The organism is Spirillospora sp. NPDC048911 (genome assembly GCF_043198015.1).
Taxonomy (GTDB): domain Bacteria; phylum Actinomycetota; class Actinomycetes; order Streptosporangiales; family Streptosporangiaceae; genus Spirillospora.
In genome coordinates, this window is sequence record NZ_JBICUD010000003.1 from 740842 (window position 1) to 762493 (window position 21652).

At 67.2% G+C, this 21652-nt stretch carries 17 protein-coding genes; 5 read left to right on the forward strand and 12 right to left on the reverse strand.

The features are described 5' to 3' along the window. Positions 1 to 15: 15 nt before the first annotated feature. Positions 16 to 2103 carry a PQQ-binding-like beta-propeller repeat protein gene (locus ACGFNU_RS17385; protein ID WP_392594619.1) on the reverse strand — a complete coding sequence of 696 codons (2088 nt, stop codon included), beginning with the start codon at positions 2101 to 2103 and terminating at the stop codon, positions 16 to 18. A gap of 147 nt (positions 2104 to 2250) precedes the next feature. Continuing rightward, positions 2251 to 2985 (reverse strand): class I SAM-dependent methyltransferase, encoded by a 735-nt coding sequence (locus tag ACGFNU_RS17390; protein ID WP_392594621.1) that lies wholly within the window; start codon positions 2983 to 2985, stop codon positions 2251 to 2253. A gap of 117 nt (positions 2986 to 3102) precedes the next feature. Between ACGFNU_RS17390 and ACGFNU_RS17395 the strand changes: the two genes are divergently transcribed. Then, the gene (locus tag ACGFNU_RS17395; RefSeq protein ID WP_392594623.1) at positions 3103 to 4038 is read left to right on the forward strand and encodes a helix-turn-helix domain-containing protein; all 936 of its coding nucleotides are present in this window, start codon (positions 3103 to 3105) and stop codon (positions 4036 to 4038) included. Here the strand turns inward: ACGFNU_RS17395 and ACGFNU_RS17400 are convergent. After that, complete coding sequence (locus ACGFNU_RS17400) at positions 3987 to 4385, reverse strand: hypothetical protein (protein ID WP_392594625.1); 399 nt, start codon at positions 4383 to 4385, stop codon at positions 3987 to 3989. The genes ACGFNU_RS17395 and ACGFNU_RS17400 overlap by 52 nt on opposite strands. A gap of 647 nt (positions 4386 to 5032) precedes the next feature. Between ACGFNU_RS17400 and ACGFNU_RS17405 the strand changes: the two genes are divergently transcribed. After that, positions 5033 to 5620 carry a hypothetical protein gene (locus tag ACGFNU_RS17405; protein ID WP_392594627.1) on the forward strand — a complete coding sequence of 196 codons (588 nt, stop codon included), beginning with the start codon at positions 5033 to 5035 and terminating at the stop codon, positions 5618 to 5620. On the opposite strand, the gene ACGFNU_RS17410 is transcribed toward ACGFNU_RS17405, so the two are convergent. After that, on the reverse strand, positions 5573 to 6328 hold the full coding sequence (locus ACGFNU_RS17410) for a helix-turn-helix domain-containing protein (protein WP_392594629.1): 756 nt from the start codon (positions 6326 to 6328) through the stop codon (positions 5573 to 5575). The genes ACGFNU_RS17405 and ACGFNU_RS17410 overlap by 48 nt on opposite strands. A 63-nt stretch (positions 6329 to 6391) precedes the next feature. Between ACGFNU_RS17410 and ACGFNU_RS17415 the strand changes: the two genes are divergently transcribed. After that, a complete protein-coding gene (locus ACGFNU_RS17415; RefSeq protein WP_392594631.1) occupies positions 6392 to 6772 on the forward strand; it encodes a VOC family protein in 381 nt (126 codons plus the stop codon). 48 nt (positions 6773 to 6820) lie between these two features. Here ACGFNU_RS17415 and ACGFNU_RS17420 read toward each other — a convergent pair whose 3' ends face one another. The 5 genes from ACGFNU_RS17420 to ACGFNU_RS17440 all read right to left on the reverse strand — a co-directional run bounded on the left by ACGFNU_RS17420 (position 6821) and on the right by ACGFNU_RS17440 (position 11813). Beyond that, positions 6821 to 7093 (reverse strand): hypothetical protein, encoded by a 273-nt coding sequence (locus ACGFNU_RS17420; RefSeq protein ID WP_392594633.1) that lies wholly within the window; start codon positions 7091 to 7093, stop codon positions 6821 to 6823. Positions 7094 to 7397: 304 nt separating this feature from the next. Further along, a complete protein-coding gene (locus ACGFNU_RS17425) occupies positions 7398 to 8120 on the reverse strand; it encodes an XdhC family protein (RefSeq protein WP_392594635.1) in 723 nt (240 codons plus the stop codon). After that, a complete protein-coding gene (locus tag ACGFNU_RS17430; RefSeq protein WP_392594636.1) occupies positions 8117 to 10480 on the reverse strand; it encodes an aerobic carbon-monoxide dehydrogenase large subunit in 2364 nt (787 codons plus the stop codon). The genes ACGFNU_RS17425 and ACGFNU_RS17430 overlap by 4 nt, the downstream gene beginning before the upstream one ends. Next, a complete protein-coding gene (locus ACGFNU_RS17435; protein ID WP_392594638.1) occupies positions 10477 to 10950 on the reverse strand; it encodes a (2Fe-2S)-binding protein in 474 nt (157 codons plus the stop codon). Before ACGFNU_RS17435 ends, ACGFNU_RS17430 begins: the two co-directional genes overlap by 4 nt. Continuing rightward, entirely contained in the window at positions 10947 to 11813 is an 867-nt protein-coding gene (locus ACGFNU_RS17440; RefSeq protein ID WP_392594639.1) for an FAD binding domain-containing protein, read from the reverse strand. Before ACGFNU_RS17440 ends, ACGFNU_RS17435 begins: the two co-directional genes overlap by 4 nt. 91 nt (positions 11814 to 11904) lie before the next feature. Here ACGFNU_RS17440 and ACGFNU_RS17445 point away from each other — a divergent pair, with 91 nt between their 5' ends. Together ACGFNU_RS17445 and ACGFNU_RS17450 are read left to right on the forward strand one after the other, a co-directional pair. Further along, positions 11905 to 12792, forward strand: coding sequence for a LysR family transcriptional regulator (locus ACGFNU_RS17445; protein ID WP_392594641.1), 888 nt, complete (start codon positions 11905 to 11907; stop codon positions 12790 to 12792). A gap of 100 nt (positions 12793 to 12892) precedes the next feature. Continuing rightward, complete coding sequence (locus tag ACGFNU_RS17450; RefSeq protein ID WP_392594643.1) at positions 12893 to 13225, forward strand: transposase; 333 nt, start codon at positions 12893 to 12895, stop codon at positions 13223 to 13225. A 455-nt stretch (positions 13226 to 13680) separates the two neighbouring features. Here the strand turns inward: ACGFNU_RS17450 and ACGFNU_RS17455 are convergent, their stop codons facing one another. The 3 genes from ACGFNU_RS17455 to ACGFNU_RS17465 all read right to left on the reverse strand — a co-directional run bounded on the left by ACGFNU_RS17455 (position 13681) and on the right by ACGFNU_RS17465 (position 21651). Continuing rightward, entirely contained in the window at positions 13681 to 13737 is a 57-nt protein-coding gene (locus ACGFNU_RS17455; RefSeq protein WP_392594925.1) for a group II intron maturase-specific domain-containing protein, read from the reverse strand. Positions 13738 to 14040: 303 nt separating this feature from the next. Next, entirely contained in the window at positions 14041 to 14562 is a 522-nt protein-coding gene (locus ACGFNU_RS17460) for a hypothetical protein (RefSeq protein ID WP_392594645.1), read from the reverse strand. Between the two features lie 39 nt (positions 14563 to 14601). Beyond that, entirely contained in the window at positions 14602 to 21651 is a 7050-nt protein-coding gene (locus tag ACGFNU_RS17465) for an RHS repeat-associated core domain-containing protein (RefSeq protein WP_392594647.1), read from the reverse strand. Position 21652: the final 1 nt, after the last annotated feature.

Genomic DNA, 21652 nt, shown 5'->3' on the forward strand with positions numbered 1-21652 from the left:
CCGATCCGCACCCGGTCAGCTCCCGGTCTGAGGGGTGCCGGACCCGTCCTTGGCGTCGAGGGCGTACAGATAGCCGTCCTTGCAGGCCACGTAGACCATCCCGTCCGCCGCCGCGGGGGCGGACTCCACCCCGCCGGACATGCCGAACTCCCAGACCACGCGTCCGGTGGCGGCGCCGACGGCGTGCAGGACGCCGTCGTCGGTGATTCCGGCGGAGAAGTAGAGCATCCCGTCCGCCATCACCGCGCCGTCATGGATCTCCCCGTCGGCCTGTATCTGCCAGCGCAACGTGCCTCGCGCCGCGTCGATCGCGAAGAGGTTTCCGCCGAAGTCGCCCACATAGACCACGCCGTTCGCCACCGCCGGTCGTGCGGTGACGGAGCCGCCGAGGTCGTACACCCAGCGCCGTTTTCCCGTGCGGGCGTCGATGGCGTGCAGCTTCCCTCCCAGGAAGTCGCCGCAGTACACGACGCCGCCCGCGACCTGGGGCCTCCCCGTGCCCTGGCTCATGCCGTACGTCCAGCGGACCCGTCCACTGGACTTGTCGAGCGCCGCGAGGCTCTGGACGCGCGGTACGTACACGACGGCACCGGCCACCGCGCGGTCGGAGACGATGTTCTTCCCGCCTGTGGCGCTCCAGCGGATCGCGCCGGAGGAGGCGTCGAGCGCGTAGAACGGATCGTTTCCGGCGAAGACGAGGCCGCCGGAGAGGACGATGTCGGATTCCGAATGGCCCACCGGACGCCGCCAGCGCGCTGTGCCCGTCCGCGCGTCCACCGCGTGGACGTTGCCGTCGTGCCCGGCGACGTACACCACGCCGCCGGCGATCGCGGCTTGCGACCTGACCGGCTGCCCGGTGGCGTAGCGCCATCGCGGCTTGCCCGTCCTGGCGTCGAACGCGAAGAGGTCGCCCTTCTCACTCCCGACGAACACCGTGCCGCCGGCGACGGTGGGGCTGGTCATCAGGTACTCCTCCCCGGTGTTACGCCTCCAGACGGGCTTGCTGACCTTGACCGGCTGGGGCGGCGGCGCCGAGGTCGGGCCGGTGGACGGGCTGGGCCGCGTTGGGGCCGCCGAGGGCCGTTCCTCCGGCCACAGCAGCACGCCGGCCACGGTCGCCGTGACCGCGGTAGCGGCCCCCGCGCCTCCCAGCACGAGAATCCGGCGCCGGGACGGGCCGCGCCCGCCGCCTCCCTCGCCGGGGTCGGTCGGGACGGGCGGCCGCGTGGCCGCCTGGGCGATCCCGGCGGCGACGGACGGCGGCAGCCATCCCAGGCCGTTCAGATCGGTCGCCTGCGGTACGAGCGGTGCCAGGCGTTCCAGCAGCCGCGCGGGCGTGGGACGGCCGGCGGGGTCCCGCGCGAGGCAGTCCGCGACCAGCGACCGCAGCGCCGGCTCGGTGACACCGTCCACGCGCGGCGGTTCGTGCGCCGCGCGGTAGATGAGCATGTGCGGCGGCCCTTGCCCGTACGGGCCTTCCCCGGTCGCGGCATGGACCAGGACGGCGCCCAGGGAGAAGACGTCGGCGGCCGGCCCGGTGCCTTCGCCTCTGGCCTGTTCCGGGGCGATGAAGCCGGGCGAGCCCACGGCCATGCCCGTTCCGGTGATGGTGGCGGCCTCCGCGGCGTGCGCGATGCCGAAGTCGATGACGCGTGGCCCGTCCGTGCCCAGAATGACGTTGGCGGGCTTCAGGTCGCGGTGCACCACTCCGGCGCGGTGGACGGACACCAGCGCCTCGGCGAGACCGGCGCCCAGGGCCAGGACGGCGGGCACCGGCAGGGGCCCGTACCTCTCGACGACCTCCTGCAGCGGCATGCCCGGGAGATAGGCGGTGGCCAGCCAGGGCGGGTCGGCGTCGGGATCGGCGTCCACGACCGGCGCGGTGAACGCGCCGCTGACCGCGCGCGCCGCGCCGGCCTCGCGCCGGAACCGCTGCCTGAAGTCGGCGTCCTCGGCCAGATGGACGTGCACCACCTTGACGGCGACCATGAGCCCGCCCGGAGACCGGCCCAGATACACCAGCCCCATGCCGCCCGCGCCCAGCCTGCCCACCAGCCGGTACCCGCCGACGCGCCGTGGATCCCCGGCCCGCAACGCCTCCATCGCCCAACTCCCGCTGCCCGCGTACAGGGATGACCTTCCTCGCAGCGACCCCCACCGCGCAAGTGATTCGCCCCTCTGCGGACATTCGTCATGGAGAACGCGGCCTCACCGCGGCGGCAAAGCCCACGCGAACATGATGGGCGGGTTTCAGCTCACGGGGCGGGTCGCCTGCACGAAGGTGACCCGGCCGAACCTGTGGTCGGCGTGCGCGACCTCGCGGGCGTCGTCGAACCCGGCCTTGGCCAGCAACTCGATGATGCCGTTGCCGTGGTTGCGGGCCACGACCGGGTTCTGCGCCGCCCGGGACCGCATGAGGCGGGGCAGGTGCCGGAGGGCGTGGATCGGGCCGTGCGAGGAGTGGCCGGCGTCCTCGACGTTGGACGCCGGGCCGCCGAAGTCGACGATGGTGATCTTCCCTCCTTGCCGGAGGGCACGCAGCGCGTCGCGTGCGAACGCGTCACGGCCGTCGTCATCGACGTGGTGCAGGGCCAACGACGAGACCACATGGTCGAGCGAGGCGTCCTCGCCGGGAATCCGGTCGGCATATCCCTGGACGAGGGTCAGCGCGACGCCGCGGCGGCGCGCCTTGCGCGCGGCCCTGCGCAGGGCGTCTCCGTCGGGGTCGAGGCCGGTCACCCGCGCACCCGGCTGGGCCGCGAGCACGGTGAACGACAGGTTGCCCGTGCCGCAGCCGACGTCGACCACCGCCTGGCCGGGCTCGATACCGGCGAGCTCGACCGCACGCTCGTGCAGGGCGCGGACACCGGCCACCCGGGTGAGGGCGTCGTAGAACGGCAGGAGCCAGGTTTTGCCCGCACCCGGCAGGAAGGGGCGATCCCGCTCCTGCGGGGTTCGCTGGTCGGTGATCCGTACGTGTGCCATGGAGGTCCCCTGTGCGCTCGGTGGCGGTCTGCCTCGGCGGCCCGTGACAGACCTGATGTCGTCACTCCCGAGTCTTGGACATTCTGCGGTTGCCGAGCAGGACGTAAGTTGGAAGCCATGGGACATCCTTCGGTCGGCACGTCGCCCGGCTCCCCGTCGAGGCTGCGCACCGTACGGCGCGACGGGACGCCGGTCTACCGCTACCAGCAGCGTCCCGGCCTGCCCGCCGTCTCGGTGATCCGCTTCGACGCCGGAGCCGTCCACACCGACCTCCCGCCGGACCACCGGCACGCCCACGACTTCCTCGTCCTGGTCTACGTCGAGGAAGGCACGGGCTCGTTCACCCTCGACGGCACCGACCGATCGCTGCGTGCCGGCGAGGTCCACGCGGTGTCTCCCGGGCAGGTCATCGGCATCGCGGCCGTCGCCGAGCTCGCCCGCAGCCGCGGGTGGTCGGTCGCGTTCACCCCGGACGCCGTCCCCGCCCTGGCCTCGGTCTCCCCACTGGCCTGGACGCATCATCCCCTGCTGGCCCTGTTCGCCCCCGGCGCCGGGCACGGCCGGGTCGCCGGACCCGACCAGGCGAAGTGGTCGGCGTGGCTGGGCGACCTGGCCGACGAACTCGACGACCCGGGCCGTCCGGGGGCCCACGAGGCCGTCGCCGCCCTGCTCACCCGGCTCCTGGTCGCGTCCGCGCGGCTGGCACCGGCCGCCCCGGGCACCCTGGACCCGCTCGTCGAGCGGGTCTTCACCAAGATCGAGGCGACGTTCCACGAACCGGTCTCCGCCACGGACATCGCCCGCACGCTCGGCTACACCCCCGGACACCTCACCACCGTGCTCCGCCGCCGCACCGGCCGCCCCCTGCTCGAATGGATCACCGAACGGCGCATGATCGAAGTCCGGCGGCTGCTGCGCGAGACCGACCTCCCGCTCGACGCCGTGGCCGCCCGGACCGGCCTGCGCGACGCCACCTATCTCGTCCGCCGCTTCCGCAACCGCTACGGCATCACCCCGCAGCGATGGCGCCGCACCGAACGAGCATGGCCATGACGACGGCCAGCGCGTACGCAGCGAACACGCGCACCCATGCCGCTCATCTGCTCTGTGCCACCGATCGGCTCAGGACCGGCGTCGGAGAACAGCCAAGGGGCCCACAGCGCGGCGAGCACGGCGAGACCCGCGCCCGCCTCGAAGCGCGGCGTGGCGAAGTCGGGACAGAGGCGGGCATCCTGGGCATAGGAGTCAGGATCGTCCGGTGCGTAGCAGACGGTCACGCGATCACCCCGGGCGGGAAAGTGCTTCCAAGCAGTGATCTTGGCGGACACCGTGCGGCCATCGCGCGTGGTGAACCGCACGTTCGCGTAATTCCCACTCTTGGCCCGCACGGCCTTCTCCACCCGTCCGACGGCCAGCGCACGCTCACATCACGCAACACGGCCGCCTCCTGGTAGGCGAACCCCGCGAAGACCAGACTGGCCGCGGCGACCGGCAGAAGCACCACGGTGAGAAGAACGCGGACGGCCGGCCAGCCACGCAGCGGCTTGCCGTCCCGGGCGTGCCGACGGCCCGCATCGCGCATGTTGGCGGCCAGTCTCCGGTCACGCCTGCGCTCGATGGCGCCGCGCCATTCACGCCCATCTCCACCCATACCGCCCATTGGACGCGGGAGCGGATCCGGCGGTTCACCGCCAGCCCAAGCGCTGGGTTTCTCACCATCACCCAATCATGCGAACCGCGCTCTTCTGCCGCAGACAACGCCTGCTTGGCCCTCGATCGAATGCGGTTGCTGCGCCGGTCGGCCTCTGGCAATTCGCTTAGCATGACCTGAGCCCTGCATGGAGACGCGGCAGAAGAGGCATATCGCCGGGGAGGGAACAAAGTTGTTCAGGAGGGAGGTCCTTGAGGGATCGCGGGCGGACGGATCGACCGGGTGTGGGCCCAGCCCCGGGTCCGCGCGGGGAGCACCCAGCGCACCTGGGCGGGGATCATCGTCATCGGCTCTCATGGCTTACCTACGATCGGCGGAGCGCGGTAGCGTGCGCTGATGGATTGGGATGCCTTTGAGACGGCATGGCATGAGAGTGGATGCCGTGCCCTGGCCGACCTCGCCGCAGCGCATCCTGGCGAACGGCTTTACGCCGCGGCTTTTCACCTCTTCTATATGGACGACGTTCAGATTCTCCAGCCTGCTCTTGCCGCCAATATCGAGACGGCGGTGCACCGGAGTCACGGATACTCCACGCGATTCGCTCCGCCGGAGTGGCGGTGGGACGTCCTGGACACCGTGAGCGAGGCGATTCGGCCGTGGTACCTGCGTCTGACCGAGGAATTCCTCAAGCCCGCCGGCACCGATGCCGAACAGGACGCGGCGATGAGCGCGCTCGAAGTGGCACACGACGGCGCCATGGCGAGGGTCTGCAAGGCGATGACCGCGACCGCCCGCCGGGGCGGCATCCACGACTCGCTTCCGCCCGATTTCGTCGTCGTCATCCTCGAAGGCCAGCGGGGGGACGAGGAGGCCGATCTGATCCGGGCGAGCGTCGACCCTCAGGTGCTCGCGACCGTCCCCCAGCTGACCGAGTACCTATCCAAGGGGGCGATTGTCTCCCGGTGGGACGGGTCGCCAGCGTGATGGGGGCATGCCGAGTTCGGTTCGGAAGGCTGCGCTGAATGCGCTGGGGGTGGTGTAGCCCACCCGCTGTGCGACGTCGGCGACGGGCAGCCCGCCTGCCAGGTGTGCGACCGCGTCGAGCATGCGTCTGCGTCGCCGCCACTGGCCGATGCTCATCCCGGTTTCGGCCAGGAACAGCCGCTCCAGAGTGCGTCGGCCGACGCCCACCCGCTGGCATATGGCTGCGACGTCCAGGGTGGTGAGCAGTCGCGTCGCGGCCACCGCCCTGGGGTCGGCCGGTGTCGGCAACAGCAGCGCCGCGTCCGATGGCAGTTCGGCGAGCAAATCTCCGAGCACGGCGACCAATCGGGCATCGCGGGGGGTGTCCAGGCTCAGGGGCGCGTGCGCCACCAGGTGCATCACCAGTTCGCGCAGTAACGGCGACACGTCCAGGACCCGGCAACCGGCCGGCAGCAATTGCGCGCGCTGGCCGGTGTAGAGAATGCGCAGTGCGCTGCGGTGCACCACCCGCAGCCGGTGCGCGATGCCGGCCGACACCCATAGTGCGCGGTGCCTGGGCAGGGTCCAGCGGCCCCGGGCGGTGTCCACGACCAGCACACCGGACGCGGCGTAGATCAGCTGGTGCCATCCCGCCGCTTGCGGTGGGGTCAGCGGTCCCGGCGGATGGGTCACCGCATAGCCCCGCAGGTCCGGCTCGACATGACGCATACGCGACACAATCGGCCGCGTCCGCGACTGCGCGCAACCCGCCCCGGCTTCTACCGTGCTGACATGAACGAACTCTCCCACGTCGCGATCAACGCCGACGACCTGCCCCTGACCCGACGGTTCTACCAGGCCGCCTTCGGCTGGGAATTCGCCCCTTGGGGACCGCCTGGCTTCTACCGGATCGACGCCGGCGCACCGGGCGGCCCCGGAGTCACCGCCGCCCTGCAACAGCGACGCGACCTACTGCCGAACCGGCCCACGACAGGGTTCGAATGCACCATCGCGGTGGCCGACGTGGCCGCCACCCGAACCACGGCCCTCGCGGCAGGCGGCCAAGTGCTGATGGAAACCACCACGATCGCCGGGGTCGGGCATCTCCTCTGGCTCGCCGACCCGTCCGGCAACGTAGTAGGAGCCATGACCTACGACTCCACCGCCCACTGACGACACACCTCCGCCGCACCCCTCATAGAACCAATAGACGCCCGCTCGTTAGTTCGCGGTTTGGCGCAGTACGCCCTGGCGTGCCTGCCACACCAAGGCGGGGCTGCCCAACTCGTCCATCCAACTGGGCGGTGCGGCTGCGGTGAACGCCGCCGTCATCGTGGTCAACCATGCAGCGAACGAGACGAAGTCTGGTTCGGCGTCGCCGGGATCCTCCCACGCGCCGCCTTCGAGGTAACGGGCCCGGGGTTCGTCTTGGTGGTGGTAGTAGACCGCGTACTCGCCGTCGGCATTCGGCTGGGTGACATCGAAGCACCACACCGCTCGTCGACCACCACGAACTCCACCCGGCGATCACCGACCTCGCGCACACAGGACAGCCGATTGTGCGTGGTCAGGAACGCCCGGTAGGACGGCGGCAGCGTCCAGGCCACTGTGCCGAAGTGCGGCTCGAGACCCGTTTCGCGGGAGCGGCAAGCCGCCTCCGAGGCTGGCGGGGACCCGTCGATCTTGAGCGTCCCGGTGGCGGCGGCGCTTCGCAGCGCCTCAAGGTTGGCGGAGGTTTCGCGGACCATGCGGACGAGGATGAGGCGGCCACCGACGCCGCGTCTCGGGTGGACGTGAGCTAGTGGCAGGGGTGGGCGTTTGATGGGGCCGGGGCTGGGCGGGGGCGGAGGGACAGGATTTCGGCAAGGACTGACAGGGCTATCTCGGGGGCTGTGCGGGCGCCTATGTCCAGGCCTGCGGGGGTGTGGATTCGGTCGCCTTGTTCTAGGGCGGAAATGACGGCGGCGCCTCGGGTTCGGCTGGCTATTAGGCCTATGTAGGGGATCGACGCGGCTAGGGCGGCTGTGAGGATCGGTTCTTCGTCTCGGCCGTGGGTGGCGACGATTACGGCTGAGGCGTCGGGGGGGATTTCTGTTTCTGGGGTGGAGGGGTGGGCGGCGAAGCCGGCGGCTGTTCCGATTGTCGTGAGGGCCGTGGCTACTGGGCCGTCTCCGAAGATTTGGAGTAGGGCGGGCGGGATCACCGTTTCTAGGAAGACGTCCAGGGTGCCGCCGGATAGGCATGGGTTGGTGACCGTTATCAGGCCGTCCTCAGGGTTTGTGGGCGCTGGTGTTATGCGCAGGAGCGTTGATTCGCCTGATTCGAGTTGGCGCAGGGCCTGGGTGCGGACGGTTGACGCTGCACAGGAGCCGCCTACGAAACCTTCTAGTGTTCCGTCGGGCAGCACCAGCGCCCGGTCGCCCGTCTTCGCACTGGTCGGGCGTTCGGTGCGTACCACTGTGGCCAGGACGAACGGGGTGCGCGTGCTGCGGAGGTCGTCGGCGCGGGTCAGGAGGTTCATGGGATGGCCAGGTCCGTCCGGAACGGGCGGCCCTGCATGACGCGCCACACGTTCGCCGGGGTGAGCGGCATGTCGGCATGGCGGACGCCGATCGCGTCCACGACGGCGTTCACGATCGCGGCGGGTGAGCCTACGGTGGCCGACTCGCCGACGCCCTTGGCGCCCAGGGGGTGGTGGGGCGAGGGGGTCGTGGTTTCGCCCAGCTCCCAGGACGGGCATTCCATCGAGGTCGGCAGAAGGTAGTCCATGAATGAGGCGCCCAGGTGGTTGCCGTCCTCGTCGAACGCCATGACCTGCATGAGCGCCATTCCCACACCGTCGGCCAGACCGCCGTGCACCTGGCCTTCGACGATCATCGGGTTGATGCGGACGCCGCAGTCGTCGACGGCGATGAAGCGCCGGACCGTGACTTTGCCGGTGCCGGCGTCGACGTCGACTACGGCGATGTAGGCGCCGAACGGGTAGGTGAGGTTGGGCGGGTTGTAGACGGTGGTCGCGTCCAGGTGGCCTTCGACGCCCTCGGGCAGTTCGACGCTCCCGTGCGCCGCCATCGCGATCTCCTGGATGGTGGCGCCGGTGGCGGGTTCCCCGCGCACCGACCAGCGGCCGGGTGACCATTCGAGGTCCTCGGGCGCGGCTTCCAGCATGGCACCCGCGACGAGGCGCGCACGTTCGCGAACTTTGCGGGCGACCACTGCTGTCGCCGCGCCAGAGACCGGAGTCGAACGCGAGCCGTACGTCCCTAGGCCGAACGGAGTCTGGTCGGTGTCGCCATGGACGACGTCTATGTCGTCCACGGGAATGCCTAGCTCCTGGGAGACGATCTGCGCGAACGTCGTTTCGTGGCCCTGTCCTTGGGACTGGACGGAGATGCGCAGCACGGCCTTGCCGGTGGGGTGGACGCGCAGTTCGGCGCCGTCGGCCATGCCGAGGCCGAGGATGTCCATGTGCTTGCGCGGCCCGGCGCCGACGGCCTCGGTGAAGAAGCTGATCCCGATGCCCATGAGCGGGCCGTCGCCGGGGTTCGCGCGGCGGTCGGCCTGCTCGGCGCGCAGTTTGTCGTACCCCGCGATGTTCATCGCCTCGCGCAGCGCGCGGGGGTAGTCGCCCGAGTCGTACTCCCAGCCGGTGGCCGAGGAGTACGGGAACTGCTCGGGGCGGACGAGGTTGCGCAGGCGGAGCTCGGCGGGGTCCAGGGCGAGCTCGGCCGCCAGCACGTCGATCATGCGCTCGACCAGGTAGGCGGCCTCGGTGATGCGGAACGAGCAGGCGTAGGCGACGCCGCCCGGCGCCTTGTTGGTGTAGACGCCGGTCACCGCGCAGTGCGCGGCCTCGATGTCGTACGACCCGGTGAAGACGTGGAAGAAGCCCGCGGGGTACTTGGTCGGCTGCGCCGTGCCGTTGAACGCCCCGTGGTCGGCGAGCGTCTTCACGCGCAGCCCGCGGATGCGCCCGTCGCGGGTCGCCGCGATCTCGCCGCGCATGTGGTAGTCGCGGGCGAACGACGTCGTCATGAGGTTCTCGGAGCGGTCCTCCATCCACTTGACCGGACGGCCCGTCACGATCGAGCCGACGATCGCGCAGACGTAGCCGGGGTAGATGCCGACCTTGTTGCCGAAGCCGCCGCCGATGTCCGGCGAGATCACCCGGATCTTGTGCTCGGGCAGCCCGGCGACCAGGGCGTAGACGGTGCGGTGGGCGTGCGGGGCCTGCGTGGTGGTCCAGACGGTGAGCTTGCCGGTCACCTTGTCCATGTCGGCGACGATCCCGCAGGTCTCCAGGGGCGCCGGGTGGACGCGCGGATAGAGCACGTCCTGCGCGACGACCACGTCCGACTCGGCGAAGATCCGCTCGGTGAGGTCGGCGTCGCCGGCCTCCCAGTCGAAGATGTGGTTGTCGGATTTGCCTTCGAGGTCGTCCCGGATGACGGCCGCGCCGTCGTCGAGGGCCGTTCTCGCGTCGATCACCGCGGGCAGCGCCTCGTAGTCGACGTCGATGAGCTCCAGCGCGTCACGTGCCGCGTAGTGGTCGTCGGCGATGACGAACGCGACCTCCTGCCCCTGGAAGCGCACCTTGTCGGTCGCCAGCACGGCCTGGACGTCGCCCGACAACGTCGGCATCCACGCGAGGTTGAGCCCCTCCAGCGTCGCGCCCGTGATGACCGCCCGTACGCCCGGATGGGCTTCGGCCGCCGAAGTGTCGACCGACAGCAGGCGGGCGTGGGCGTGCGGGCTGCGCAGCACCGCCCCGAAGAGCGTCCCGGGAAGCCGCACGTCGTCGACGTACGTGCCCTTGCCGCGGATGAAACGGGCGTCCTCCTTGCGCGGCACCCGCCCGAAGCCGTGCGTGGTCTCGGTCATGACGTCACGTCCTCATGGTGCTCGGCGGCCCACCGCACCGACTTCACGATGTTCTCGTAGCCCGTGCAGCGGCAGATCTGGCCCGAGATCGCCTCACGAATCTCACTCTCGGACGGGTCGGGGTTGCGGTCGAGGAGCCACCGCGAGGTCATCAGCATCCCCGGCGTGCAGAAGCCGCACTGCAGGCCGTGGCAGACCGAGAAACCCTCCTGGACGGGATCGAGCACACCGTCCCGTTCGAGCCCTTCGACCGTCCTCACGGCCTTCCCGTCCGCCATGACGGCGAGCACCGTGCACGACTTCACCGGCACCTCGTCCAGCCACACCACACACGCACCGCAGTTGGACGTGTCACACCCCCAGTGCGTCCCGGTCAGCCCGAGCTCGTCCCGCAGGAAGTGAACGAGCAGCAGCCGCGGCTCGACGTCCCGCACGTAGTTCTCGCCGTTCACCGACACCGTGATGTTCATCCCAGGCACCTCCCGTACGCGCGCCGCAGCGCCCGCGCCGTCAACTCGCCCGCCAGATGCCGCTTGTAATCGGCCGGCCCGCGCTGGTCCGAGCCCGGATCGCAGTGCTCCGCCGCGACCCGTCCCGCCTCCCGGAAGACCTCCTCGGACGGCTCGGCGCCGCGCACCACCGCCTCCGCCTCGACCGCGACGAAATGCTCGGCCCGCACGGCCGTCAGCCCGATCCCGACCTCGGCGACCCGGCCACCGTCCAGCCACAACGCGGCGGCGGCCGCCGCCAGCGGCCAGTCCCCCACCCGCCGCTCGACCTTCTCGTACGCGCTGGATCCGCCGGGCCTGATCGGCACCCGCAGCTCGGTAAGGAGTTCTCCCGCCTCCACCACCGTCTCGTACGGCCCGGTGTGGAATTCCCGCACAGGCACCGTCCGCTCCCCGCCCGGCCCCTGGATCACCGCGACCGCCCGCAACGCCGCGAACGCCGCGGACAAATCCTCTGAAGGATCGGCCTGGCACAGCGAGCCCCCGACCGTCCCCCGATTGCGCACCACAGGATCCGCGATCACCCGTTCTGCATCATGCAGAACAGGAAAGTGCTCCCCCACCAGAGCCGAATCCAGCAGCTCCGCGTGCCGAGTCAACGCGCCGATCCCCAGCACATCCCCGTCAACCCTGATAAACGACAACTCATCAACATCATTGATGTCGATAAGAGCCTCGGGCTCGGCCAGCCGGAGCTTCATCATCGGCAACAGACTGTGACCGCCCGCCACCACCCGTGCCTCCGGACCGTGCCGCGCGAGCAAGGCCAGGGCCATATCGACACTCGTGGCCTTCGCATATTCGAAACTGGCGGGAACCTGCATGTGGGCCTCCCTTGAGATGCCCGGATTCTGATCGCGTCCGCCACCGGCCACAACCGATGAATAACCGAAGCCTTAATCGCAAACTGAAGCCATGACTCTCACCCAGCTGAGAGCGTTCGTCCTGGTAGCCCGCCTGGGTTCGGTCCAGGAGGCCGCCCGCGCACTCTCCGTGAGCGAGCCGGCCGTCTCCCAGGCCCTCTCCGCTCTCCGCCGCCACCTCGGCGACCCCCTCCTCACCCGCGCCTCCGACGGAATGGCCCTCACGGAAGCAGGCGCCCGTCTCCTCCCGATAGCCGCCCAGATGCTGTCCCTGGCTTCCGAAGCCGAAACCTCCGTCCACGCCCCCGAAACCCTCCGCGTGATAGCCACCCCGGCCCTGGCAGAGTTCGTCGCCAACCCACTCCTAGACGCATTCGTCCGCCGTTCATCCCGCAAGATCGAGGCGAACGCCAGCACCGTCGCAACCCGCGAAATCCCACCCCTCCTGCACAACCACCTGGCCGACATAGCCCTGGGCCCCTACCTGGGCGACGACCCCGCCCTCCGCTCCGAGCCCATCTTCAGAACGAGCCTCATAGCAGTAGGCGCCACACCCGCCACCACCTGGCTCGTAGACCCCTCAGGCACCGACCCCCGCAGCGAAACGAGCACTCTCCTCCGCCGCCTCAAAGTCACCGAAAACCAAACCCGCGTCTTCCCCACCCAAACCGCAGCCTGGTCGGCCGCCGCCGACGGTCAAGGCGTAGCCCTGGCCATCGCCCACCTCCGCCGAGGCGACCTCCCCTTAATCGCCACCCCAGCGACACCCCTGAACATCTGCTGGCACGCCACCACACTCGCCAACCGCAGACCTGACCTAGCCGAAGCGTTCCGCCGCTACGTCACGACACCCGACGCCCTCCACGTCATGCGCAGCCCAGACACCGGCGTCCCCCCATCCCGCTTCCGCCCCCCAGTCCACGTAACCATCTGGAGCTGACCCCCATCTCACACCCGCTCAGGACTTGAGTGAGCTTCCCCCCGTTCCACGGCCACGTGACCTGAGTTGGTCGTGGGGCCAACGGGGAAGGAAGTGGCTCGTGCCTGTACCTCATCCGCCGGAGTTCCGGCGTCGTGCTGTGGAGCTCGCCCGCACGGGCGACAAGTCGGTCTCTGCGCTGGCCAAGAGCCTGGGAATCAGCCAGTCGTGCCTGAGTAACTGGATCCGTCAAGCCGCGGTGGACGAAGGCCGTCAGGGCGGGCTGACCACGGCGGAGAAGAAGGAAATGGTCGAACTGCGCCTTCCAGTCTCGGAATGCTCAGCCCGGTCGCCTTCAAGGAACAGCATCGAACCTCACCGGCCACCGGCTGACCCATCTCACCCCAGCTGGCCGTGGAACGGGGAATCTCAGTCTGCCTCGACCTCTCAGTAGCGTCCACGCCTGAACACCGCGGCCACCTCACCACCACCGCCGAACGCCAGGAACCCACCAGTTCATCCGAGCCCAAGGGCAGAAACGCCCCATAGCGGAAACTAACCTTTCAATTCCTGCTGAGAACTCTTCAGTTCGCCTGAACTCTGGGAAATTCCCGACCCATCCTCCGAAGCCGACGTGCGAATTACTCCGCACCGGGCTCTCCACGAGGTCATGTTGTTGGGATAGGCCGGTCAGGGCGTCTGGCCAAGGGCTCGAGATGCCGAGAACATCGCGGTAGCGGTAACGATAAAACGCCACTCTGCCGGGGCCAAGCAAGGGACCCCATCCAGTTCGATGGGTCTCCAGCGTCCTTTCAGACCCCGGAGCCTTCGTCGGATGGCCGTCCACGTCATGCGATGCCGGTGCATCACTCAACGGTCCACCCGCCACCAGACGAAGGTGTGCAGGCGTCACATGGTGTGCTTGGCGACCGCATGTTTGAAGTAGTTGACCCAGCCGCGCAGGATCCAGCTTGATCCGGATCAACGCGATCTTGTAATCGAGATCCGACAACCGTGAGGTCAGTGCCTTGCTCTTCCGCTTCAACGACTCGCCCGGCTCGTCTGCGATGAGCGTATACACATGCCACCTGGCCGTTCCCCGCTTCACATCCAGACGACCCGGAGCCGAGGAAGTCGAACCCCTTCGCAAGATGAACAACCAGGGTCTTGGCCGGGCGATAGGAGCGCTCGCCGGTCAGTTCACAGCCAGCTTGTCGGCGCCATGACATCATAAACTCAAGCCCAGCAGGCACCCGGGAGGTTTTCCTCTTATCTCTTAGGAACGCACTCCTCGCAATCCTCGGTGAAAAGCGCTACAACAATTTCATTCCCAGTTCGTTCTGGGTCTATATATATAGGCCGGCCCGGACCCATCGTACAGAAGGTCACATTTCCCGTAAAATGAGCAGGATCAAACAGCGTCGGCGCAACAGAAACATAGGCAGCCATCCTAATGGACGGAAGTTCGCAGTGCTGTCTATTTAGCGCCGCCCAGGCAAACGCCACTCCACGCCGCAGCAATCGCAGAACGCGGACCTCACCTACAGAATCAAGGTCCATGTCTGGAATACCACGACCGTTTACGGCGACCTCATAGTCAACCACCTCAGAAAATCTCGATCTGTCCCCAAAATAGCTCTCACGCCAAGCCCTTAGCAAAGTCGCGCCATCAGAAATCATCCATCCGCCATCTATAGGAGCTTGAAGTTCCGAAATCAGATCGTCCTGAGCAATGCTCTGAAAAAAGCCTCTGCCGGCAATCCTTGCAGCATCAGCACTCATCCATGCCATACAGACCCCATCCATGGCGCCGACTGATGCACCATACCATCACGGGCACTCGCCAATTACTCGGTCGAAGACTTCCGCACCTTTCTTTAGCCCCTTGCCATAGTCCGGATAATTCTTCCTCAAGTCCCGCTGCAGCGCTTTGGGCATACCATCAAATTCGCCAGTTGCGGGATTATACTGATACTTCGGAGCATCTCCCGACTTCACGCCCGGAATTTGCTCCTGGAAGTGCATCTGCTTCATACCATTTCTGGCTTCAATATCGATGCGGTAGGGGCCGCGCTGCCATACAGTGTAGCTCTTACCATTCAGGTCGATCGGTGGGTCGTCATTATGTACCAGGACATATGTACTGCCAAATGATACATAATAGGTGTGCCGATCGGCCACCGTGAGGTTGCGGACGCGCTGCTGGGCCGTCGACCAGGCTCTGGTTGATTTGACCTGTACATAGGTTCCCGTACTGGTGCGAAGCCACATACCTGGTTTCAGGTCTTCAGCCTTGATCCACTTGTTCATACCGTTGGCAACCCAGAAAAGGTGGCCAGCGGTAGCGGTGACCGAGTGGGCTGTCGAGTTACCTTGGCGGATCTTGGCTCCGGGGTTTTCGATGCCCGGCTTGGTGATGGACCAGATGGGCCGAGAAGCGGTGGCATCGATTGTGATCTGAACCAGTCGCTTCTTGCCGCTTCCCTTGATGGTATGCAGAACGGGCTTGCTCTGAGTTTGCCCTGTCTCGGGGTCTGTGGCGATGACCTCGTCGCCAACCTCGATGTCCTTGATGGCCTTTTTTGTACCGTCGGCCATCAGAACTTGAGTGTCCGGCGTGAAGCTGTTACGAGTGCACGCCTTACCGACTCCAAAAAGTCTTCTCAGGAACTTACTCGCCACGGGAACGGGGAGGCCGAGTGCAACAGCGCTTGCTGCTACTCCTGGCCAGTTGCCCTCTGAGGCATAGGTGAGGCCGTCAAGGACGTCACCCGCGGTCTCGGCCCCCGGGAGCATCTGCAAAATCTGAGGTGCCTTGTGGGGGTCGAACTTAGGGTTGCAGACGGAGGTGTCACTGGAGAATTCGTAACAGTAGAACGCGAGCCACTGGGCGTAGAGCTGCTTGTTGGGTGATTGGCGCAGGTTGATGACGTTCTTGCGTAGTTGTTGTTTCCAGGTGTCAACGGGCGTACCCGGCTTGGGTTTTGCGCCTTTCGGTGCTTCCGGACGTCTGTTATCGGGGTGTTCGTTGTAGGGGTCGTAGTCGTCGTTGAGACCCTCGTTGGGGTGACCGTCAGGGTAGCCGCCGGCGCCGCCGTCACCAAGATCGCTGTCACCGCAGGCTCCGTCGGAACAGTTGTCCAGGCCAGAGGGGTCACTGGTGGTGACGGGGGTGTTGTCGGCGTAGGTGTAGCCGTTCCAGCTTTGTGGGTCGGTGAGGTTGAAGACGGGGTCGACGCTGATGAAGCGGCCGGTGTTGGGGTCGTATTCGCGGGCGGATAGATGGGTGAGGCCGGTGCGGTCTTTGGTGCCGCCGACGAAGCCCTTGTCCATGGTGGTGGGCCAGGCGGGGGTGGTGGTGTCGCGGGGTTGGCCGTAGGGGGTTTGGCGGCGTTGGGTGAGTTTGGTGTTGTCGGCGGCGTCGATGGTGAGTTGGCTGGTGCCTTGGTGGTCTCCGGCCAGGAGGGTGACGCCGGCCGTGGTGCGTTGGGCGATGGTTTGGCCGTTGTGGCTGTAGTAGCGGGTCGCGGTCGGGCTGGCGCCGCTGGTTTTGGTGAGCGTGAGCTCCATGCCGGGCAGGTAGAGGGTGGTGGCGGTGGGGTCGCGGCGAATCAGGCGGTCGCCGTCGGGGGTATAGACGAAGGTGGTGTCGCCGTTGAGGCTGGTGTCGGTGTTGCCGGCGTCGGTGATCTTTTGGATCTCGTTTTCGGCGTCCCAGACGTAGGTTTGGGTGCGGTCCCCGATCTTGCGGGTTTGGGTGTTGCCGGCTTCGTCGTAGGTGTAGGTCTCGGTTGCGGCGGGGCCGGTATGGGGGCTGGTTCCGGTTTGGGTGACGGCGCCAAGCATGTGTCCGCGGACGCTGCCGCCGATGGTCTGGCCGTCGGGGCCCTTGTCTCCGGCGTAGGCGTAGTTGCGGGTGGCGGCCAGGCCGGTGGCGGTGTGGTGTTCTTCCTTGATGCGGCTGCCGTCGTCGGCGAACTGATAGCTGATCCGATAGGGGGCTGGGCCGCCTGCGATGGCGTAGTTGGGGTCGTTGGGGCAGGTGCCGCCGTTTTGGGCCCATGCCTCGGTGAGACGGCGTAGGTGGTCATAGCGGAAGCATTGGGTGTCGATGCCTCGGGTGCCGCCGTCGGTGGTGGGTGCGTTGGCGCGTGCGTCGTCGACGATGGAGCGGACGTTTCCGGCGTTGTCGTAGTCATAGGTGGCGTTGAGGTCGACGCCCGGGACGTCTTGGCGTTCCACCGCGATGGTCTTGAGCCGCTGGGTGACGTTCTGGTAGCCGTAGCTGAGCCAGGCCTTCTTGGCCCCGGCTTCCAGCTGGTATTGCTCGGGCTTGCCGGTCAGGGAGTACTGGGTGTGGGTGACGTAGGTGCTCAGCCCGGTGAGTGTGGTGGCGCGCTTGAGCTCGTCGTAGCCAGGTCTGACGACCTCAGACGCCAGGCCACCGGCGGCAGGGAGGCCGATGGATTGCACGGTGCCATCGGGGTTGTAGACGGTGTTGAAGGTATAGGAGCCGTTCAATCCCTTGGCGGCGCCGGGCAGCGTTTCCTCGGCGGGGATGGTGACGGTGGTGGTGGTCGGCCGGTTGAGGGCGTCATAGACGTCGACCTTGGAGGTGTACTCGTAAGTCTTGCCGTCCGGGCCCGGTGCCCACCGCGAGGCCGAGGTCAGCTGGCCGGCGCGGACGGTGTCATAGGTCCGGCTGGTGAGCAGTGGGCCGGTGGCAGAGCCGGAACGCGTTGCGGTCGTGCGGCCCAGGCCGTCGTAGCTGGTGAAGATCTTCTGTCCACGGGCGTCCTGGGTCCAGGACACGCGGTCGAACTCGTCATAGTGGATCGCGTCGGTGCCCCGGTCGGGGTCGATGCTGCCGGTCTTGCGTCCCAGCTGGTCGTAGTTGTACGTCCAGGTCTTGCCGCCCGGTCCGGTGATGGTCTTCAGGCGCCCTGCATGGTCATAGCCGTAGGTGCTGGTGTCGTTCTTGCCGTTGGGGCCGTGCTGGATGAGCTTGGTGGTGTTGCCGCGGGCGTCGGTGACGGTGGAGGTCGGGGTGCCGCCTTCGGGGGGTTGCACGTGGACGGTGTCGCCGCGGGGGTAGCTGGTGGTGGTCTGCCAGAGTGTGGCGGCGTCGCCGGCTCCGTCGGCGAGTTCCTCGGTCAAGACGCGGCCCAGGCCGTCGTAGGTGTAGCGGGTCTGGGCTTCGACCTGGCCGGGCTTCATCAACACCGGTTCGGGTGCACCGGTGGAGTGGTAGCTGGCGTAGGTGGACTGCACCTTGCCCACCGCATCGAAGAAAGTGTCGGTGACCAGCCGGCCGCCCTGCGGGCCGGGGTCTTGAGTCTGGCGGGCCCGCAGTGACGCGTCGTAGAGGGTGTATCCGTAGGGGGTCTGCCCGCCGGTGGAGGTGACGGTCCGCATCCCCACTGTAACGATCTTGTTCTCGGTGACCTGGTAGGTGTACTCGATATTGGGAATCGGGTTACGGTCCCGCGGCCGGTCCGGCAACCACACCTTGATCAGGCGGCCGAGGGGATCGTAGGCCAGATCGGTGCGCTTGGTACCGGCGTCGGTCTTGGCGGTCGGCTGTCCCCAGGCCGGCTGCAGGGTCTGGCTGGTCTCCAGCTTCCGGCTGGAAGCATTGGTGGGATCCACCGGCGGGGAGACGGTCTTGACGCTGGTGGTGAGTCCGGAGGTGTTCTCGACGTAGCTGGTGGTGGTCAACTGGCCCTTGGTATCCAGCATTTCCCGGGGGCGACCGAACACATCACGAAGCTGCGTCGTGGACAGGACTTGCTGACTGGCGGTGCTGCCGTCATGCGAGACAAGCCGCTTGCTCTGCTTGCTGTTGCCGTTGGCGTCGTAGGTGGTGGAGGTGTCGGAGACGGTGTGGTTCTGACGATCGGGATTCTGAACGCTGCAGCTTTGGGAGACCACATCCACCCGGGACGGGAACGACTTGAACCACCGGGTGTCGTTGTCGGCATACTCGGTCCGGGTACACCGATCGTCAGCGCCGGTCGCGGTGTCGCCTTGGTCGTCCTCCCAGACCTTCCTGCCCGTTTCTGTGTCGTAGCGGGTGTTGACGCGCGTCGTACGCCACGAGCCAGGCGCTCCCATCGCGGTGTGGGTGCTGCTGCTGTCCGCCGCTACAAGATTCGCGGTGACCGTGAACGTCGTTGTGCCCCACGGTCGGGTGCGCGAGGCCGTCTGGTGCTGCCAGGGCACGTTCAAGGTGACCGCGTGCGCGGGCCCGTCGGCGCCGTTGCGCACGACCTTCTTCAATTCGAAGCCGGCCAGTGATTCATGATCTTGATAAAGCAGATCCTGTCCGTTGCTGTGCACGGTGGATGCCTCGTCGGAGACCATGACCTCTTTTCGGCCGCCGCTGCGATTGCTCCAATCACCGTGCATGCCGCGCAGGTAGAGGTAGTCGGTCTGTGTCTTGGGGGCGTTGAGGCCACCGGTGGTGACGCTGACCTTGCCGTAGCCGCGCCACTGACCCCAGGTCTTGTACTTCTGCCTGGTCAGCCCGTCATCGTCGTCGAAGTGCCAGGCCGCTGGGCCCTGGTAGTCGTAGGCGGTCACTGTCTGCGGCGAGTAGCCGGTCCGGTCCACCTTGGCGGTGGAGGCCACCACGTACTTGTGGAACCAGTCCAGCGACGGATTCGCAAGCGAGCCGTGTTCCCACATCACCGGCATGCAGCGAGTGGTGTTGCTTTCCGGCTTGGGCTTGTTCTCCAGGGAGCAGTTGCCGCCTAGGTAGTTGACACTAAGCTGACCACCGTATTCGTCGTTGACGCCGACGATCCGGTATTTGTAGTAAGGGCCTTCGGTGTCGCCGAGCTTGTCGACCCGGTTGGGCATCTCCTTGTAGGCGAAGGTCGTCTTGGGCAGCTCGATCGGTGCTGCCGTGGTCGCTCCGCCGTGTCCGGTGTGTTGCACCGATGTCATCAGCAGTGAACGGTCGGCGTCGGCTTCGCCCCACTGGTGTGTCAGCGCCCAGGAATCCACGTCACAGTAGGCCTTGCCGCTGCACTTGGTCGTGTCGGCATTGGCGATCTGGGTGGTGACCTTGGTCAGCCGCTTGCGGGACCAGAAGGTCGGCGAGAGCGCACCGTGGCCCAGTTCGCAGTCCTGGGTGGAGCCGCAGTTGAGATACCAGGGAGTGTCCTGCCACAAACTGCGGTTGGTGTCGATCTTGGTTTCGGCGCAGTTGGCCATGTCCGCCGCCAAGCACCGCTCAGCGGTGTCGAACACCACCTTGGCCGGCGCCTTGGCAGACAACGTGTCCTTGCGCAGACCATAAGAGATGGTGGCCAGAGTCCCGCCCCGCACGTAGGGCGTCTGGTCGGAGGCCTTGAGGTTCCGCCCGTAGTGGTTGGTCTCGGAGGTGTAGGTGTAGGTGATGGCGTTGCCGTTGCGGTCCTCGACGTAGTCCAGGTTCCATCGCCAGGCCTGCTGACACCAGGAGTCCGCGAACCCGCTGCTCTTGTGGCAGGGATCGCTGCTGTCGTCGCCGTAGACCGGCGCGGTCCATGTCGACTTGGACCCACCGGGAATCTTCTTGTCGTATCCGAAGTAGTACTGGGTGCCGTCGGTGGTGGTGATCTTCCAGTACTCGTTGTCGTTGTCGCCGTTGTCGACGCCGGCATCGGTCAGCTTCTCGATCCGGGTGCCGTCATCGTTGCGCAGCCGCCACTTATTGGCCCCGGCCGGGATCAGCTCGCCACCCTTACCGTTCCAGCTGATGGTGGCGTTGTCATATCCCCAGCAGCGATCACCCGGATAGTTGACTCCGTCCTTTTTCGGAACGTCGTCGACATCCTTGTCGTCATCGTCTTCGCAGGTTTTGTAGCCACGCTCGATATAACCGGGCCACAACTCGAAACCGTCACCCGCCCATGAGGACTGATTGTTGGTGTTGGAGGTGCGGCCATCGATGCTGCCGGAGTTGTAGGACAGCGTTACGTTCGGCGTCAGGCTTCCCGGAACCGGAGGAACCCGCATCGGCTGGGACCATCGGAGCTCACCGGTCTGCGTTCCCACGTCGATCGTCGATGACGGCGCCAGCGAGGTCGCCTTGTAGTCACCCTTGTCGCTGGAGGTGTCGGGCTCAGCGGCCAACACGGTCGCCATCCCCGTCGCAGCGGCGGACGGCTCGGGAGCCGCGATCACGTCGGCGGACAGTGTCCGATGTTCGGTGTCGTTGAGAGTCTGGATCGGGGTGGCGGTTCGGCATTGCGGTCGGCTGGGTGTGGTGAGCACGCAGGCGGGATACTGCACCAGCCGTAGCGAGGATCCGTAGGATCCGCCGAAAGCAGTCGCGAACTCCGAATAGTCCAGGCCCACCTTGAGCAAGCCATCTCGCAGCGGGCCGGCAGGGGGCGTGTCCGTACGGCCAACGGTGAACACGACACCCGTCAATCCGGCCTTCTCAGTAGCGGACCGATCAACAATGCGCACTCGGGCACGTCCGGCTACCTCGCCGGAAGCACCCGTTGGCAGCCGCTTGACTGACCGGGAATCTGGGGCAGCCACCCATACTGGCGTCCTGCCGGCACGCACTGCACCTGATGAGCCGCGCTTGGCCGTAGTTGCTGCGCCGGGGACAACGACTTCGGCCGAGCCCGGTTTTGGCCAGGACGGAGACGGCAGCGGTGCCCGGGTGAACGCCTTGGGACTGGACAGGCGTGGCTTGGTCCGCAGAGGTGTGGTCTTGACCGACCGGTCGGCCGACTTGACCTTCGGGCGGCCTGGGGCATCGTCGGCCTGGGCGGGCGGCGCCACGAACAACCCAGCGCTCAGCCCGATGGCCGTTCCCAGCGCGACGGTCCGGAGCATGCCGGCTCGGCCCGACAGCATCATGTGCCCACGCTTGCTCACT

What these genes read in the sequence shown, in the direction of transcription:
- ACGFNU_RS17445 (WP_392594641.1), top strand. Translation starts at nt 11,905, where the DNA reads ATGACTCTCACCCAGCTGAGAGCGTTCGTCCTGGTAGCCCGCCTGGGT.
- ACGFNU_RS17440 (WP_392594639.1), bottom strand. Translation starts at nt 11,813, where the DNA reads ATGCAGGTTCCCGCCAGTTTCGAATATGCGAAGGCCACGAGTGTCGAT.
- ACGFNU_RS17410 (WP_392594629.1), bottom strand. Translation starts at nt 6,328, where the DNA reads ATGCGTCATGTCGAGCCGGACCTGCGGGGCTATGCGGTGACCCATCCG.
- ACGFNU_RS17405 (WP_392594627.1), top strand. Translation starts at nt 5,033, where the DNA reads ATGGATTGGGATGCCTTTGAGACGGCATGGCATGAGAGTGGATGCCGT.
- ACGFNU_RS17390 (WP_392594621.1), bottom strand. Translation starts at nt 2,985, where the DNA reads ATGGCACACGTACGGATCACCGACCAGCGAACCCCGCAGGAGCGGGAT.
- ACGFNU_RS17430 (WP_392594636.1), bottom strand. Translation starts at nt 10,480, where the DNA reads ATGACCGAGACCACGCACGGCTTCGGGCGGGTGCCGCGCAAGGAGGAC.
- ACGFNU_RS17385 (WP_392594619.1), bottom strand. Translation starts at nt 2,103, where the DNA reads ATGGAGGCGTTGCGGGCCGGGGATCCACGGCGCGTCGGCGGGTACCGG.
- ACGFNU_RS17435 (WP_392594638.1), bottom strand. Translation starts at nt 10,950, where the DNA reads ATGAACATCACGGTGTCGGTGAACGGCGAGAACTACGTGCGGGACGTC.
- ACGFNU_RS17425 (WP_392594635.1), bottom strand. Translation starts at nt 8,120, where the DNA reads ATGAACCTCCTGACCCGCGCCGACGACCTCCGCAGCACGCGCACCCCG.
- ACGFNU_RS17460 (WP_392594645.1), bottom strand. Translation starts at nt 14,562, where the DNA reads ATGGCATGGATGAGTGCTGATGCTGCAAGGATTGCCGGCAGAGGCTTT.
- ACGFNU_RS17395 (WP_392594623.1), top strand. Translation starts at nt 3,103, where the DNA reads ATGGGACATCCTTCGGTCGGCACGTCGCCCGGCTCCCCGTCGAGGCTG.
- ACGFNU_RS17415 (WP_392594631.1), top strand. Translation starts at nt 6,392, where the DNA reads ATGAACGAACTCTCCCACGTCGCGATCAACGCCGACGACCTGCCCCTG.